The 15,829-nt window shown below is 62.9% G+C and carries 13 protein-coding genes; 6 read left to right on the top strand and 7 right to left on the bottom strand.

Annotated elements, in window-relative coordinates:
• Positions 1 to 115: 115 nt before the first annotated feature.
• Positions 116 to 1,309, bottom strand: coding sequence for an acetyl-CoA C-acyltransferase (locus ACIGJB_RS32510; RefSeq protein WP_483734967.1), 1,194 nt, complete (start codon positions 1,307 to 1,309; stop codon positions 116 to 118).
• Positions 1,310 to 1,415: 106 nt separating this feature from the next.
• Complete coding sequence (locus ACIGJB_RS32505; protein ID WP_483734966.1) at positions 1,416 to 2,342, bottom strand: winged helix-turn-helix transcriptional regulator; 927 nt, start codon at positions 2,340 to 2,342, stop codon at positions 1,416 to 1,418.
• Between the two features lie 274 nt (positions 2,343 to 2,616).
• Between ACIGJB_RS32505 and ACIGJB_RS32500 the strand changes: the two genes are divergently transcribed.
• From ACIGJB_RS32500 to ACIGJB_RS32480, 5 genes are all read left to right on the top strand, one after another.
• A complete protein-coding gene (locus ACIGJB_RS32500) occupies positions 2,617 to 3,609 on the top strand; it encodes an NAD(P)H-dependent flavin oxidoreductase (RefSeq protein WP_483734965.1) in 993 nt (330 codons plus the stop codon).
• A gap of 19 nt (positions 3,610 to 3,628) precedes the next feature.
• Entirely contained in the window at positions 3,629 to 5,356 is a 1,728-nt protein-coding gene (locus tag ACIGJB_RS32495) for an AMP-binding protein (RefSeq protein WP_483734964.1), read from the top strand.
• A gap of 25 nt (positions 5,357 to 5,381) precedes the next feature.
• Entirely contained in the window at positions 5,382 to 6,176 is a 795-nt protein-coding gene (locus ACIGJB_RS32490; RefSeq protein WP_483734963.1) for an alpha/beta fold hydrolase, read from the top strand.
• A gap of 14 nt (positions 6,177 to 6,190) precedes the next feature.
• The gene (locus ACIGJB_RS32485; RefSeq protein WP_483734962.1) at positions 6,191 to 7,705 is read left to right on the top strand and encodes a carotenoid oxygenase family protein; all 1,515 of its coding nucleotides are present in this window, start codon (positions 6,191 to 6,193) and stop codon (positions 7,703 to 7,705) included.
• A gap of 86 nt (positions 7,706 to 7,791) precedes the next feature.
• Positions 7,792 to 8,898: a porin gene (locus tag ACIGJB_RS32480; RefSeq protein WP_483734961.1), complete on the top strand. Its 1,107-nt coding sequence runs from the start codon at positions 7,792 to 7,794 to the stop codon at positions 8,896 to 8,898.
• A 604-nt stretch (positions 8,899 to 9,502) separates the two neighbouring features.
• On the opposite strand, the gene ACIGJB_RS32475 is transcribed toward ACIGJB_RS32480, so the two are convergent.
• The 3 genes from ACIGJB_RS32475 to ACIGJB_RS32465 all read right to left on the bottom strand — a co-directional run bounded on the left by ACIGJB_RS32475 (position 9,503) and on the right by ACIGJB_RS32465 (position 12,011).
• A complete protein-coding gene (locus ACIGJB_RS32475) occupies positions 9,503 to 10,108 on the bottom strand; it encodes a UbiX family flavin prenyltransferase (protein WP_483734960.1) in 606 nt (201 codons plus the stop codon).
• Positions 10,109 to 10,186: 78 nt separating this feature from the next.
• Positions 10,187 to 11,515, bottom strand: coding sequence for an IS4 family transposase (locus ACIGJB_RS32470; protein ID WP_483733270.1), 1,329 nt, complete (start codon positions 11,513 to 11,515; stop codon positions 10,187 to 10,189).
• 160 nt (positions 11,516 to 11,675) lie between these two features.
• The gene (locus tag ACIGJB_RS32465; RefSeq protein WP_483734959.1) at positions 11,676 to 12,011 is read right to left on the bottom strand and encodes a Bug family tripartite tricarboxylate transporter substrate binding protein; all 336 of its coding nucleotides are present in this window, start codon (positions 12,009 to 12,011) and stop codon (positions 11,676 to 11,678) included.
• A 129-nt stretch (positions 12,012 to 12,140) separates the two neighbouring features.
• Between ACIGJB_RS32465 and ACIGJB_RS32460 the strand changes: the two genes are divergently transcribed.
• On the top strand, positions 12,141 to 13,478 hold the full coding sequence (locus ACIGJB_RS32460; RefSeq protein WP_483734868.1) for an IS4 family transposase: 1,338 nt from the start codon (positions 12,141 to 12,143) through the stop codon (positions 13,476 to 13,478).
• Here the strand turns inward: ACIGJB_RS32460 and ACIGJB_RS32455 are convergent.
• Together ACIGJB_RS32455 and ACIGJB_RS32450 are read right to left on the bottom strand one after the other, a co-directional pair.
• Entirely contained in the window at positions 13,450 to 14,136 is a 687-nt protein-coding gene (locus tag ACIGJB_RS32455) for a Bug family tripartite tricarboxylate transporter substrate binding protein (RefSeq protein WP_483734958.1), read from the bottom strand. The genes ACIGJB_RS32460 and ACIGJB_RS32455 overlap by 29 nt on opposite strands.
• Before the next feature lie 14 nt (positions 14,137 to 14,150).
• Positions 14,151 to 15,764, bottom strand: a complete 1,614-nt coding sequence (locus ACIGJB_RS32450; protein WP_483734957.1) for a UbiD family decarboxylase — start codon at positions 15,762 to 15,764, stop codon at positions 14,151 to 14,153.
• Positions 15,765 to 15,829 lie beyond the last annotated feature (65 nt).

Below are 15,829 nucleotides of genomic sequence, written 5' to 3'. Positions count from 1 at the left end.
TCCTGCGGGTGCGCTTGGTCTTGTCGGTCGCCAGCGCGCGTCACCCATCGCTGGCGATCTTTTATACTTCAATAGATGAACCTAGTAGACGGCACAGCACGACGCAAGCGGTCGTTCAGATGCGCTCGACTACCATCGCCACGGCGACGCCGGCGGCACCGGGTATGGCCACTACGGCGTACCGGCCGCCGATGCGCTCGAGTTCGTCCAGTGCCGTGCCTACGAGCATGGCGCCGGTGGCGCCCATCGGGTGGCCGAGGGCAATCGAACTGCCGTTCACATTGAACCGCTCGATGTTAATGCCGAGCGTATCGATGTAATGCAGCGTGACGGCGGCGAACGAATCGCGGACTTCGAACAGGTCGATCTCATCCAATGTCAGCCCAGCGCGCAGCAGCGCCTTCTGCGTGGCCTCGACCGCACCGGTCTGCACGAACGGCACACAGGCGTCCGCCACCGCCACGATGCGCGCGCGCGGTCGCAGGCCGTGGCGTTGCAGCGCATTGCCGGAGGCCACGAGCACGAGTGCCGCGCCGTCCGCCATGCACGGCGAGTTGCCGGCGTGGTGCACGTGGCGGACCGCGTCGAGTTCCGGATAGTGACGCAGCAGCCGGGCGTCGCCGCCCGCTTCGCCTTCCGCGGCGAAGGCCGGCTCCATGGACGCGAGCTTCGCCGCAGTGGCACCGGTCCGAATGGTCTCGTCCTGCTTCAGCACGATCTCGCCAGCCATGTCGCGCACCGGCACCATGGAGGCGGCGAAACGCCCCGCTTCCCTGGCGGCGGAGGCGCGCTGCTGGGACAACACGGCGTAGTCGTCGCAAGCCTCCCGGCTGAATCCATAGCGCGTCGCCACCAGATCCGCGCCGATGCCAGGCGACATGAAATGCGTGGCTTCGGCGATCTCGGGATCATTGCGCCATGCGCCGTTGTCGCTGAACATCGGCACGCGCGACATCATTTCCACGCCGCCGCCAACGGCAAGCCCGTCGGCCGCACCGGCCTGCAAGGCCGCAAGGCTGACGGCGGACAAGCCGGAGCTGCAGAAACGATTGATGGTGGCCGCCGGCATCGACGGGTTCCAACCGGCGTACAGCGCAGCGATCTTGCCGATATTCGACCCTTGTTCACCGGCCTGCGACACACATCCGATCACCGCATCTTCCACCGCGCCAGTGTCAATGCCGGTGCGCGCGGCCAGCGCCTCGTACATCTGCGCGAGCAGGTGTACAGGCTTGACGCCGGCCAGCGCACCGGTCGCGCGCGCCTGTCCGCGCGGTGAGCGCACGGCGTCCACGATAAAGGCATCCAATTCTTTCTCCTTTGCTGTCGGTCACATTAACTTCAATATACGAACTATGTACTGGCGATGTAAAGAAGATTGGATTTGGTGTTTTCCCTAGAGCACCTGAGAGGGCCTAGAACAGCTTGACGCGCTCGCGCTCCAGCACCTCGCCACAGTGGCTGCAGCGCAGGTCGGCATGGAAGGCATGGCCACAGGTGGTGTGGACCATGATCTGCGGCGGGCCCTTGTCGCCGGAAAGCCAGCGGTCGCCCCAGCGCATCAGTTGCAAGGTGTAGTGGTGCTGGGCCAGTCCCTTGGCGGTAAGGAGGTATTCGTCGCGCGGCGGGGAGTCCTGGTAGCGGCGGCGCTCGAGGAGTTCCAGCCCCACCAGTTCCTCCAGGCGCTGGCCGAGGAGGAAGGGCGGAATGTACAGCTCGGCCTCGATCTCGTTGAACCGCCGGCTGCCGCGGAAGATGCAGCCCATCACCATCGGCGTCCAGCGATCTCCCACTGACTGGATGATCTGCGAGCGCAGCGCGTGTTCGCCCGGGCTCTTGACGCTGCTGACGTTCATGCGCCGCCGCGAGCGCGGCGGCAGCATCGGCTCGGTGCCGTGCCCAGGCCCGGGACGGCGCGAGATGTCGGCCAGCTGCAACGGCTGCGCGCAATGGCTGCACGACGACACCGGGCGGATTTCATGGCCGCAGTCGAGGTGATCGAGCCTGAGGCGCATGTCGTTGGGGTCCGGGTCCCAGCTCACCTCCCAATCCCACATGGTCAGCAGCACGCGCCAGAAATCCAGGCCCATTTCGGTCAGCCGGTACTCGTAGCGCTGGGGCACGCTCTGGTATTCCTCCAGCGCAAACATCCCCGATTCGACCAGGTGGTTGAGCCGCTTGGTCAGCACGGCCTTGGGAATGCCAAGGCGCTCGTGGAAGTCGGAAAAGCGTCTGACACCGCGAAACGCTTCGCGCAACAGGCGCAGGACCCACCCGTCACCGACGATGGCCAGGGCTCGGACCACGGAACTGTTGGCGATATGTCTCTGGATCTCAGGCATGAAATTGGTTCGTTAAAGGACAGCGCATTTTACCCACGGCGTCATGGCGTGGCCGATCCCCAACCGAATCAGGGAAGACCCTAGAGCCACGACCCTTGACCTCCGCCGGCCGCACCAAATATATTGGTTCACATGTTGAAGTATATGCCACGGACCTGAATCCGGGCGAGCGCGCCGCGCGCCCCCGGGGGAGTTCTCCATTCAGGAACGTGGCAAAACTTCGACCACAAGGTTCATATATTGAAGTTATGGAACAAGTCCAACGCCCCCAATCATGAAGCCATCTGCCCCCCAAGCCTCCCTGTTAGAGCACCTGAGCCTGCCGCTGATCGTCGCGCCGATGTTCCTGGTGTCCTCGGTCGAGCTGGTCAATGCCGCCTGCGCCAATGGCGCCATCGGCGCTTTACCTTCGCTGAACGCGCGCACGCCGGAAATCCTCGACGAATGGATCACGCAGATCGCCGCGGCCCGCCATGAGCGGCTGTCCGCCGGGCAGCCGTGCGCGCCCTGGGCCGTCAACCTGGTAGCGCATACCTCCAACCAGCGTCTGCAGCCTGACCTGGAGATCTGCGTGCGGCACCAGGCACCGCTGGTCATCACGGCGCTCGGCGGACCGCGTGCCGTGGTGGAAGCGGTGCACAGCTATGGCGGCCTGGTGTTCGCCGACGTCAATACGCCCGAATACGCACGCAAGGCCGCGGCAAGCGGCGTGGACGGCCTGGTGCTGGTGTGCTCGGGCGCCGGTGGCCACACCGGACCGATGGCGGCGCCGGCGTTTGTCAGCGCGGTACGTGAATTCTTCGATGGCTACATCGTCGTCGGCGGCGGCCTGGGCGACGGTGCATCGCTGCGCGCCGTGCAGGCCATGGGCGCGGATTTCGGCTACATGGGCACGCGCTTCATCGCGACGCAAGAAAGCCATGCGGTCCCGGCTTACAAGCAGATGGTGGTGGACAGCGGTTTCGCGGAAATCATCTGCACCAATGCCATCACGGGCGCCTGGGCCAACAAGCTGCGGCCCAGCCTGGTGGCGGCCGGGCTCGATCCCGACAACCTGAAGCCGCGCGACCGCTTCGACCTGAGCAACCGCGAGCAGGACGCCAAAGCGTGGAAAGACCTGTGGTCGGCGGGGCACGGCGTGGGCCTGGTCAATGCCGTGGAGTCGACCGCCAGCGTGATCGGCCGTCTGCGTGCGGAATACCGGCAGGCCGTGATGCGGCTGAACGGCGACCGCTGGAGCCACGGCGTGCACGCCGGACAACTGTGACCAGGACCGGACGCGAACCATGATCATCACTCCGGACCACGATATAGAACGGTACACGCGCGCCGGCTGGTGGGGCAACGAGACGCTGTTCGATGTCTTCCGCGCCGCCGCCTCCACCGCACCGGACGCCATTGCCCTGGTGGACCCGCCCAACCGTCGCGATTTTACCGACGGCGCCCCCGCACGCCTCACCTGGCGCGAGGTGTCGGATCGCGTCGACCGCCTTGGCTGCGCGCTGCTCGATGCCGGACTGCGCGCCGACGACATCGTCGTCGCCCAGTTGCCGACCACCTGCGAGTTTCCCCTGGTTTACCTGGCCTGCTGGCGGCTCGGCATCATCATCTCGCCGGTGCCAATGCAATACCGCGAACACGAGCTGCGCCAGATTGCCGATCACCTCGGCGCCCGGGCCTATATCGGCATGCGTCGCCTTGGCAAGACCTGCCACGCTACGGTGGCGGCTGCGCTGGCGAACGGGCACGCGACGCTCACGCGTATCCTGCTGTTCGGCGACAACGTTCCGCCCGGCATGACGAGCCTGGATGACGTCCTGCGCCTGCCTGCCGACAGTGCACGCCTGGCGCGCCACGAGACACGGCATCCGGTGGACGCCAACGCGATCGCCACCATCATCTGGACCTCCGGCACCGAATCGCGCCCGAAGGCGGTGCCTCGCACGCACAACCAGTGGCTGGTGTCGCGCCGGCTGATGACCGACGCTGCGGGCTTGCGGACCGGTTGCCACATCCTCTCGCCACGCCTGCTCAGCACCATGGGGGGTATTTCGGGCAGCGTGGTGACGTGGCTCGACCGGGCCGCGCGCCTGGTGCTGCACCAGCCGATGACGATCGACGTATTCCTGCGGCAGATCCAGGACGAGCAGATCGAGTTCACCAGCGCGCCCCCACCCATGCTGCATGAACTGCTCAAGCATGACGCGCTGCTGCAGGGCATTGATTTCTCGCGGCTCCGGCACATCAGCTCCGGCTCGGCCGCGCTGCCGGAAGACGTGGTGCGCACGTTCCGCGAACGGCACGGTATCGAGATCCTGAACTTCTTCGGCTCCAGCGAAGGGGCGTCACTGGCCGCCACCGCGCTCGACCTGCCCGACCCGGGCCAGCGCGGCCGCTGTTTTCCGCGCTACGGTGCGCCGCAGTGCGTGTCGACCCAGGGCTCCGCAAGGTATGTCGAAACACGGCTGATCGACCCCGCCACCGGCGCCGCCATCGAGATGTCCGGCCAGACGGGCGAGCTGTGCTTCCGCGGCCCCAATGTGTTTTCGGGCTACTTCAACATGCCCGAGGTCACGGCCCGAACCTTCACTCCTGACGGTTTCTACCGCACCGGCGACCTGTTCCGCATTGCGGGCGAGCGCGGCGAGTACCTGGAGTTCGTCGGCCGCGCCAAGGACATCATCGTGCGCGGCGGGATGAACATTTCGGCGGAGGAACTCGAATCGTTGCTGATCGGCCACCCGGCAGTCGAGAGCGCAGCCGTGGTCGGCTATCCCGACGACAAGCTCGGCGAGAAGGTATGCGCCGTGATCGTGCCGGCTTCATCCACGGCGAACGAACCGCCCACGCTGCAGGCGCTTTGCGATTACCTGCTGCAAGTGCGCCAGGTAGCGATCTTCAAGCTGCCGCAGCGCCTGCTGATCGTCGCCGAACTCCCCCGCAACGCCGCGGGAAAGATCCTCAAGGCCCCGCTGCGCGAACTGGCGCAGCGGACCACGGACGCCACCACCTGACCGCCTTCCACACCCCTAGCAAACCATGACCGAGACACGACTCCCCGACTACAGCGTTACCGGCGACGGTGACACCACGGTCTTCCTGCTCCATGGCGCCTTTGGCGCGAAAGACTACTGGCGCGACCAGGTTGCCGCGTTGGTCGCGAACGGCTATCGCGTCGTGGCCTGGGACGCCCCCGGCTACGGCTTTAGCCCACTGCCGGACCCGTTCAATGTGGACGTTGCCGCTGCCGCCCTGGCGCACCTGATCGACGCGGTCGGCGGGCGACGCAATGTGCTGCTCGGTCACAGCATGGGCGGCATGATTGCCCAGGCCGCGTTCGACCTGCGCCGCGAGCGCGTCCATGGACTTGTGCTGTCGGCCACCAGCGCCGCATTCGGCAAAGCCGAAGGCGACTGGCAGCAGGAATTCGTGCGCGAGCGCGTCGCACCCCTCGATGCCGGCAAGACGATTGCCGAGTTCGGCCCCGGCATGCTGCGCAGGATGATGGCGCCGGACGCCACCGGCCCCGGTGTGGTGCGCGTCATCGATGTGGTCTCCGCGATGCGGCCTGAAACTTTCCGCGCCGCGATTCACGCCATTGTCGGCTTCGACGGCCGCCATATCCTGCCCCGCATGCAGGTGCCAGTGCTGTGCATCGCCGGCGAGCACGACCTGTCGGCCGCACCGCCTGCCGTGATGGAGAAGCTTGCCAGCCGCCTGCCCCACGGCGAGTTCGTCTGCATGCCAGGTGTCGGCCATTTCGCCTGGGCGGAACAGCCCGAGGCCTTCAACCGGCACCTGCTCGATTTCCTCCAACGTCGCCTCAGCGACTGACTCCTGTTCCCATCATGAAGACCATCAACTTCCAGGCCAGTCCCTCCATTGTCTGGCCGAACGAGAACCCCTACCTGAACGATGCGTGGCGTCCGGTCGATACAGAGTGGACCGCCGCCTCGCCCGACCTTGAAGTCATCGGCGAGATCCCGCGCGATCTCAGCGGACTGTACGTGCGCAACGGCCACAATCCGGTGCATGAGTCCCTCGGGCGCTACCACCCGTATGACGGCGACGGCATGGTGCACGCCATGGCCTTCCACGGCGGGAAGGTCCAGTACCGCAACCGATGGGTGCGCACGGTGGGCTTCCTGGCCGAGCAGGCGGCGGGCAAATCGCTGTGGCCGGGCATCATCGAACCGCGCAAGGCCGCGCTGCGTGGCTGGGGCTCGATCGGTGCCATGAAGGATAACGCCGGGACGGACATCATCGTCCATGGCGGCAAGATCCTGGCGGCCATGTCGCAATGTTCGGAGCCGTACCGGCTCTCGCCGTTCAGCCTGGAAACCACTGGCGTGGAACCGAACTGGGCGCGCCGGCTGTTCCCGCGCGGCATCTGCTCGCACTTCAAGGTGGACGAGCACACCGGCCACATGATGTTCTTCAACTTCGGCGAGACCCCGCCATACATGAACTACGGCGTTGTGGACCGGGACAACCAGCTCGTCCACTTCGAGCCCATCGAGCTGCCGGGCCCGCGCTGGCCGCATGACCTGGGCATGACCGAGAACTACTGCGTGCTGCATGACCTGCCGCTGTTCTTCGATCCGGAACGCCTGCGCCAGGGATCGCACCGGCTCGGCTTCTGGCGTGATGTCCCGTCACGCTTCGGCGTCATTCCCCGGTTCGGCACGAATGCCGACGTACGCTGGTTCGAGGCCGAGCCCTGCTACATATTGCACCTGTCCAATACGTTCGGAGATGGCGACGAAGTGGTAATGGATGGCTGCATCCAGACCAACCCGCTGCCTGACCTCTCTGGCTTGCCGGCCGAAGGCTACGAGCGACTGAAGGCCATGCTCGACCTGCACCTGCAGAAGGCCCGCATGCATCGGTGGCGCTTCAACCTGCGCACCGGAGAGACCCGCGAGGAAGATCTCGACGACCAGATCACGGAGTTCCCGATGGTCAACGGACTGCACAACGGGCGCTCCTACCGCTACAGCTACAACGCCATCCCGAACAAGGGCTTCTGGCTGCTGGAAGGCCTGAAAAAGTATGACCTGGTCACCGGTCAGACGCAGACGTACATGCTGCCGCAGGGGTGCTACCTCAGCGAGGCGCCGTTCGCGCAGCGTCGCGGCGCCACCGCGGAAGACGACGGCTACCTCGTCACCTTCCTCACCAACCTCAACACCGGCAAGGGCGAGTGCGCGATTTTCGATGCGCGCGACATCACCAAAGGACCGGTCGCCCGCATTGTGCTACCGCAACAGGTGCCCACCGGCGCGCACGCGTTCTGGGCCACGCCGGCCATGCTGCCGGGATTTGAAGCCGGCTTCGAGGCGGCCCTGCAAGGCCACTACTAAGCCAGCCGGTGCGCTGCTCGGCGCGCCGCCATCGACAGAGGGCCCGCAGAGGCCCAGCCAACCCTTGACAAGACGGAGAAAATTTCATGCAGCCCCTCACCCGCGCCGCGGCGCTGGCCTTTCTCTGCGTGCCGGCATTCGCCGGCGCGCAGACCACCATGCTGGTCGGCGGCCAGCTCAAGCTCGGCCTCGACATGACGTCGATCAGCGGCTCCGACCGTGCAGGCGGCACCGCGGCGCGCGCCTACCGCGAATCAAACAACACCAGCTTCTGGTTCATCGACGGCAAGGAGCAGCTGTCGCAGGGCCTGAAGGCCCTGTATCACCTGGAGTGGGACTTTGCGCTGGACACCGGCGTGCAGGGAGCCGGCCGGTCGTTCTACGTCGGCTTTGACGAAGAGCGCTTCGGGCGCCTGCAACTCGGCCGCCAGTCGGTCTACTTCAGCCACCACTGGTTCATCAACGACACCCACGGCTCGTTCGACGCCGCGCCCAACGCCGCCAACTCGCTCAACGTACTCGGCAGCATCAACGGCGCGAACTTTGCCGGCAACTTCCTGAACAACACGGTGCGCTACGAGTTCCCCACCATCGCCGGCTTCTCGGGCATGGCCTCGTACTCGTTCGACGCCGAACAGCCGGGCGCGGGCCGTAACCACACGTGGTACCTCAGCCCGACTTACACCAACGGCGGCTTCAAGGCCGGTTACTTCCACATGGAGCGCGACAGCCAAGGCACGCTGCCTCTGCAGACGGTCGGCGCGCTGGACCAAATGGCGGACAAGCTGGCCATCGGCTACACATGGAACGGTCTTCGCGTAGGCGTCGTCGTCGACCGCAACCAGGTTACGAACAAGGCCACCAATTCGCGGCAGTATCGCCTCGCATACGCCGTTCCGCTCGGCTACAGCTTCGGCCCTCACCTCGTTGCCATGACCTGGGGCCAAGCGTTCTCGGTACACCAGGACGGCCGGACGCAGGACGATACGGGCGCCAAGATGTTGGCGCTCAGCTATCAATACAGCATGAGCAAACGGACGACGCTGGACGTTTCCTACGTCGAAATCCGCAACGAGCGCAATGGCCGGTACAACTTTTGGCTCGGCGGGATCGGCGGCGGCTCGCAAATGGTCCCTGCCGACGCCGGAGCGCGTGCGCGGATGGCATACGCCGGTATCAAGCACCTGTTCTGAAGCGGCGCGCAGTCAGCATTGCATTCGCGGGACATTGAGGCGACGGTGCGGAAGCGGCGCGGCGGATTTCCAGCAACGCCAACTCTCGCCGCGCGTCGCCTCAACCAGGGGGGCTGCCACACAGGCCGGCGTCAATGGCGTACACCTGACGCAGGCGTAGTGCGACCTTGGTAGCGGCGGCGCCATTACGCGGTTAAGACGATGATCACGGCACGTGGAGAGCGGAATCCGGATGACGGTATTGCCCGGTGTCTGGCACGATGGTTCATGCTGAACCCGCGCCAACTACAGGACTCGGATTTTCAGTCCCTCTCGCCACCGGACGTCTTGGCACTGCCGCAACAGCAAATGCTCGCGCACATCCGGCAGCAGGAACGCGAGATCAAGCTCCAGAGCGCCCAAGATCGAGAAGCTTACCTTCGAAATGGTGCGGCTCAAGGCGGCAGTTCGGGGCCAAGACGGAGGCGACGAGCGCGCCAATCAGCGCCGGCTGTTCGAGGTGCCCCTGGCCGAGTACGAGGCTAGCCTGCAAGCGCAGTTGCAGCAGGCCAGGCGAGCGCTCTGCCGAGGATAAAGCCAAGTCAAAGCGCACGTGGCTTGCGCCCTACGCAGCTCGCTGCGGCTTAATTCCAGACCATCGTTTTAGTTCTGTTGCATGCAAGCCAAACAGATCAAGCGCTCGCCGTGCCGTATGACTTACCAGGTCGTCAATTGTATTTGCCCCTGAATAAAAGGCGGGCACGGGAGGAAAGATGACGCCACCCATCTCCGTAACTGTAGTCATGTTTCTCAAATGCACGAGGTTTAATGGCGCTTCGCGCGTGAGCAAGACGAGGCGTCTCCGCTCTTTCAAGACTACGTCTGCCGCCCTTGCAATCAAGTTGTCAGCATAGCCGGTGGCAATTGACGCAAGCGTCTTCATGGAACAAGGTGCGACTATCATGCCCTCGGTGAGAAAAGACCCACTGGAAATCGCCGCGCCGATATCGCGCGGATTGTAGGCGACGTCGGCAAGCTGCTCCACCTCCTTCCTCGACAGCTGGTGCTCGTGCCACGCATTCAGTACGCCCGCATCCGATATCACCAGATGGCTCTCCCAGCCTTCATACTCTTTCAGCTCCTGCAATATGCGCGCACCATAGGAGAATCCCGTCGCCCCGGTGATGCAAACGATGAGCTTCCGCTTTTCAGGATGCAAGGTTGAATTCAAATCTGCTCCAATTGAAAATTCCCACCAAACATTTCGGTCCGTCTCGAGGCAGGCTATACCCATTTCCTTATACGGAAGTCACGACTCTTCCCGTAGTGCTTGAATGGTGAGCGCGGCGTCCATGGTTCGCTGCATGCCGATCCAGATCGTCTTAGCGCCGGGCTCGCCATCGCTCTTCCGCCCAAGGAAGCCACCCAGGGAAGCAACCAACCGAATCATCTGATTGAGTGTGACCGGTGTCTTCGGGCGAGCTTTCTTGGAGAGCACGTATGCTCCCCGAATCTCGTCGGCATCAAAGAACAGCGACGCATCAAGATCCGGGCAGGTTCTGCCCAACCGCATCAGGCGGGCAATGCGCCACGCCACCACCATATACAGCGCCAAGGCCCGCTCTACACGATCCATGTGCGATAGCTGTAGCGCTTCGACCTTGCAGCCGGTCTTCAGGACATGGAAGAACATCTCCACTTCCCATCGGGCTCGGTACCAGTCGACGAGCTCGATGACAGCATCGGCGTCCTGCGCTTCTCGGTTCGTCAACAGCCGCCAAACCACTGGCTTGATGCCTGCGGGCGCTCCTATCTCCCTGGCCTCTACACAGGTAAGCGCAGGGCCATCCAGACCGGGCAGCCTCATACGTTTTGCGCGTAGTTCCTGTCTGACCTCGCGCGCTTTCTGGCCTGCACGCCCTGGCAAGATAAAGGTGATTTCCCCGAGTACCGGGCTTGCGTCGACGCTACCCCACAACTTGCCGCCCTCAGCAAGGTTGCGGTTGTGTTGACTGCGGATCAGCCAGTCGGCCGGTTGGCCAAGTTCCTGGGCGCGCGCCAGCAACTCGGCGATGTCCCCCTCGCGATCCGTCACATACACCAGCCGTGTCTGGGGCAGCATCGCGGCTTGCTCCGCCACCCGTTCGTACCCCTCAATCCAGCGTACGCTTTCCTTGATCCCGCCGCGGTTCCCGTCGGCGTCCTTTGGCTCGCGAGCCCACATCCAGGCATCGATCACCCCCAGAGGTTCACGGTCAGGCGTCACCGCGTAGGTCGGATGCAAATACATGCCCCGCTGGGCTTCGTAGCTCAACGGACCCAGCCCGTTCATCTCCTGGCCATTGAAGTTCAGCTCGGTCGTATCAGCGATACACAGCACCACCGGGAACTGTGCGACTCTGGCCGCCGTGCGTTCCCAATGCGGCTGCATCACGTCCCGCCAATCGATCTGCTCATTGCTGAGAAAGCGATACGCCGCAATGGTTTGCGACCAGTCATCGCATGCGCCGGGAATGCTGGCCGTAGGCAGGGCCGCAAACCGTTTGAGCAACTCCTTGGCCCGTCGATCCCGCCGCGGATCACCAAGATCCAGACTCTCAAATTCCTCGTCCACCCATGCCCCCGACTCGTTGCTCATTGCTGCACGAAAATCCGAGAGTAAACGCGAGTCTGTCGAAGTTAACAACCCCTTACCTTGAAATTGCCGCGGCCTCAGGCTCCATGCCACAGCGTGGAGGCGGTCCTACTTCTGTATAACGAGATGGGCTATACCGGCGGCCAGCAGTTGGTTTCAGCGCTTATTGCAGACTGATATGCTGGGCCGTTGCCACTCTGCGAAATTGCTCCATTTCAGTCTTGATCGTCTTTGCGAATTCGGCTGGGCCGACGTTTCGTACCGAATTACCGCCGGTTTCAAGTTGCGCCCGCAATTCAGGGGATGACAAGGCTTCGTGAAAGGCTCTGACGAGCTTGCCCGTGACATCTGGCGGTATGCCCGGCGGCGCTACAAAGCCTACCCATCCGGTCGCCGTCATGCTCTGGAGCCCAGCCTCCTTAAATGTCGGGACACCCGATAGGGTCGGTAGCCGGGCCGGGCCGCCCACCGCCAACGCCTTGATTTGGCCGGCATCCATAAACCCACCTCATTACACACAACTCCTGGCGGCTGGTGCTCCGCAGAAAGTCGTTTACGGTCAATGACATAGCGGGTGGGGTTGTAAACTCTTTCGGATTGTCGTTCACTCTTGCATTTTGGGCGGCACATGAAGCGAGAGGCAACGAGTTGGGCAGCGGCAGAATTCAAGGACATTGACTTGGGCGACCAGCGCCTGAACAAGCGGGCGGTGCTGCTAGCGGAGCGGCTCGCAGAGAAGCCGGCGGCAAGCATCCCCAGCGCATGCGGCGGCTGGGCGGAAACGGCTGCGGCATACCGCTTCCTGGCTCAGGATGAACTGGACTGGCGCGATATTCTGGCTCCCCACTGGCAGAACTCAGCCGAGCGGATGCGAGCTTGCGAAGTGGTGCTATGCATCCAAGACACCACGGAGCTGGACTTTAACGGCCAGGCCATCGCCGGCTTGGGACCGCTGTCGTATGAGGCGCAACGCGGGCTATATCTGCACCCGACATACGCGGTAACGCCAGCGCGCGAACCGCTGGGCGTGCTTGACGCCTACATGTGGGCACGCGAGCCCAAGGGTGCGGATGGCGTGCGCCCCGGCATCAAGGAAAGTACCCGCTGGACCGAAGGATATGAGCGGGTCGCCGAACAGGCGGCCGCACTGCCTGCCACGCGACTCGTCTATGTGGCTGACCGGGAATCGGACATCATGGCGCTGATGGTCAAAGCAAAGGAGTTGGGCCACCCGGCGGATTGGTTACTGCGCTCGCAGCACAATCGCACCTTGCCTGGCGGCGGCAAGCTGTGGGACCAGGTAACCGCGGGTGAGCCAGTGGGCAGGATTCACTTTACGCTGGCAGCCCGTCAGGCTCAGCCGGCGCGCGCAGTACGGCAGCAGGTGTGGGCGCAACGTGTCGCGTTGCCTGATGCTGCAGGCGGCGTGGTGAGTGCCACTTGTATCGTCGCCCGGGAGGTCGACCCGCCGGCCGGCGTCAAACCGATTGAATGGCGACTGCTGAGTAATCGCGAGGTGGGCGACCTTGACGCAGCGGCGCAGCTTATTGACTGGTACCGCGCGCGTTGGGAGGTGGAACTGTTCTTTCACGTGCTCAAGAACGGCTGTCGGGTCGAGGCGTTGCAACTCGCATCGATGGCGCGGCTTGAGCGTGCCTTGGCACTGTTCATGGTGGTGGCATGGCGCATCGCTCGGTTGATGCGACTGGGCCGAACTTGCCCGGACCTGGATGCAGGACTGCTGTTCGAGCGGGATGAATGGCGCGCGGCATTCATTCTCAACAAGAAGAAACCACCGAAGACGTCACCGCGTCTGAACGAAGTCGTGCGCTTGGTCGCTATGCTCGGTGGCTTCCTGGCGCGCAAAGGCGACGGCGAACCCGGAGTCAAGACTATCTGGCAAGGCCTGCAGCGAGTGGTGGATTTCGCCGCAGGCCTCAGGTACGCGCGTGAACTTGACGACTGAGATGTGTGTAATCAAATGCCATAAACCGCCTGGCCAGAGTCGTACTACCAATCATGGCCTGCGTCTGACCACCAATCAGATCCTGCAGTGCAGGGGCTTCCCCCTTATATGGCACGTGAACGAATTTTGTATCGGTTGCGCTCTGGAATATTTCAAACCAGAGATGGCCGGCCGTTCCGACACCGGAAGAACCGTAGTTCAATAAATTCGGCTTCGACTTTGCCAGCCGGACCAGTTCGGGAACGTTTGTCACGGGAAGGTCGGAACGGACCAGCAATGCGAAGGTGCCATCAAATGCCAGTGAAATCAGCGTTAGATCCCGGACAGGATCTCGCAGCGAGGCGTTCGGTTCCAATGCCGGAATGATGGCGCCATTGGCCGACGTCAGAACACCGAGGGTGTAGCCATCCGGTAGTGCGTGCAGCAATGCGGCAGTACCGAGCCGCATGCCCGCACCTGGCTTGTTGTCGATGATCAGCGGTTGTCCAAGGATCTTTCCCACCATTTCCGCCACCATACGAATATTGGAATCCACCGGGCCCGGCGCGAACGGGAGAATCACCGTGATAGGCTTGCGTGGCCAGTCTTGTGCGCCCGCGTTGCCAATTGGTATTGCCATGGCCGCCACGAGCCAAAGAATCACTTTGAGTTTCTGCATATCCGTACTCAGCCTCAGAGACCACTATTATCGGACAGTGGCCTACGCATGGACTTCAATTGGTCGCCGTAGCTGCGATAGTTGCCTTCAACTGCTGCGGCAGCGGCCTTGTCAAGCTTATCGCTCCAGTTGCCGAGGTCGTATCCGTACCATGGATTCTTGAGATCAAGAGACGGCAGGCCGAGTTCAGTCCAGATGTCGAGCGCTCGCTCCATGTATTCGCGCTTGGGTAGAGCAATGGGAGGAAATGGTCCCTTCATCGTCGCGTCAATCAACATGACTGAATCTTCGACATCCGTTGATGCTTTCACGAAGCCGTTTTCGTCAATGTCTTGATACGGCGGAGATTTTCCCAGCATGAAATTCGGAAGGATCGTCACATCCTTGTGCGGCTTGCTACGCCCGCCGACCGCCCACATAACACTGGTCAGATCCTGGACGTCAATGTCGTGGTCAACCGCGATCACCATCTTGGCGCCGCCGGCCACAAGACTTGCAACGCCAAGCAAGGCGCGGCGAACCTGATCGGAATGAGGCCGATCGAACTGAATCACGGCGAGCTTTCGCACTGAGAGCAACGGTTCGTGCAGCGAAACATGCTTCACCGACCGGATCCCCATTGTCTCCTGCAAGTGCTGCAGAAACATCGGCTCCGTTCCCAGGCGCCGCATTACGCTGCTCTCGCTAGGGGACACTTGGCTTACCAGCGACGTAAACACCGCATTGCGCCGATGCGTAATGCACTTGATGTTCATGATCTTGGCGAACTGAGTGGGGTGAACATAGCCGTGAAACTCACCGAACGGCCCTTCCGGCTCCATCTCATCAATGGAGATCGTGCCTTCAATCACGATTTCAGCATCCGCTGGGACGATAACGTCGACGGTCTTGCAGCGCACTACCGGAATCGATTCACCCGCTATTGCACCGGCCACAGCCAGTTCATCGCAGCCCGGGGGTACTTTGCTGGCTGCAGCATAAGTGACTACCGGCGGGGCGCCCACAACAATGGCCACCTCCAGCGGCCTGCCCAGCTTCCTGGCCGCTTCCCAATGCGGGCCGATTCCCTGGGTTGGTGTTAGCAATGTCAAGCCAGTCCGGTTGGGCGCCTTCACATGGCCCCGATAGTTGCCAACATTCCTGGCTCCCGTGACGGGATCATGGCTGATCCAGTGCGCGCACGTCAGAAACGGGGCAGGATCGTACCCCGGTGTGGAGATCGGGATTGGAAAGAGATCCAGCCCCGTCCCGGCCGGCGCATTCTCATCCAGCATATGTACGACTTCCTGGCATCGCGCCTCGCGAACCTCCGTGGGGAGAATGGGTCGACGAACCGCATCAACCCACTTCGCGTGGATTTCCTCTGCTGCGCATTGCATGCCAATCGCATAAATCTGTGGATTTGGTGCCAGCCCGCCAGCCAATACAGGAAACGGATAGGTAGTGCCATGGCAGTCGGTGACATTCTCGAACAGGAAAGCCTTGCGTGCGCCCTCCGGCAGTCCGCGGAATTGCAGCCTGACAAGAGGATGGAGTTCAGTATTCTTGTCGACGGGACGGTTGATGCGATGGAGTAGACCTCGCTCCTCAAGGAGGCAAATATGCTGATGCAAGTCCAGATATGCCATGTCACGTTTCCCGGTTTGGTGGTCTGAGGACCCGACCGCTGATGTGGTTGAGCAACGGCCAACAA

This window comes from Cupriavidus sp. C2SS-8b (assembly GCF_057073745.1).
Note: the sequence above shows the minus strand (reverse complement) of the source record. Positions and strands in the feature narration are given on the sequence as shown.

Bases quoted from the DNA above. Each gene is read 5' to 3' on its own strand.
- ACIGJB_RS32505 (WP_483734966.1), bottom strand. From the start codon at position 2,342: ATGCCTGAGATCCAGAGACATATCGCCAACAGTTCCGTGGTCCGAGCC.
- ACIGJB_RS32500 (WP_483734965.1), top strand. From the start codon at position 2,617: ATGAAGCCATCTGCCCCCCAAGCCTCCCTGTTAGAGCACCTGAGCCTG.
- ACIGJB_RS32495 (WP_483734964.1), top strand. From the start codon at position 3,629: ATGATCATCACTCCGGACCACGATATAGAACGGTACACGCGCGCCGGC.
- ACIGJB_RS32490 (WP_483734963.1), top strand. From the start codon at position 5,382: ATGACCGAGACACGACTCCCCGACTACAGCGTTACCGGCGACGGTGAC.
- ACIGJB_RS32485 (WP_483734962.1), top strand. From the start codon at position 6,191: ATGAAGACCATCAACTTCCAGGCCAGTCCCTCCATTGTCTGGCCGAAC.
- ACIGJB_RS32480 (WP_483734961.1), top strand. From the start codon at position 7,792: ATGCAGCCCCTCACCCGCGCCGCGGCGCTGGCCTTTCTCTGCGTGCCG.
- ACIGJB_RS32470 (WP_483733270.1), bottom strand. From the start codon at position 11,515: ATGAGCAACGAGTCGGGGGCATGGGTGGACGAGGAATTTGAGAGTCTG.
- ACIGJB_RS32465 (WP_483734959.1), bottom strand. From the start codon at position 12,011: ATGGATGCCGGCCAAATCAAGGCGTTGGCGGTGGGCGGCCCGGCCCGG.
- ACIGJB_RS32460 (WP_483734868.1), top strand. From the start codon at position 12,141: ATGAAGCGAGAGGCAACGAGTTGGGCAGCGGCAGAATTCAAGGACATT.
- ACIGJB_RS32455 (WP_483734958.1), bottom strand. From the start codon at position 14,136: ATGCAGAAACTCAAAGTGATTCTTTGGCTCGTGGCGGCCATGGCAATA.
- ACIGJB_RS32450 (WP_483734957.1), bottom strand. From the start codon at position 15,764: ATGGCATATCTGGACTTGCATCAGCATATTTGCCTCCTTGAGGAGCGA.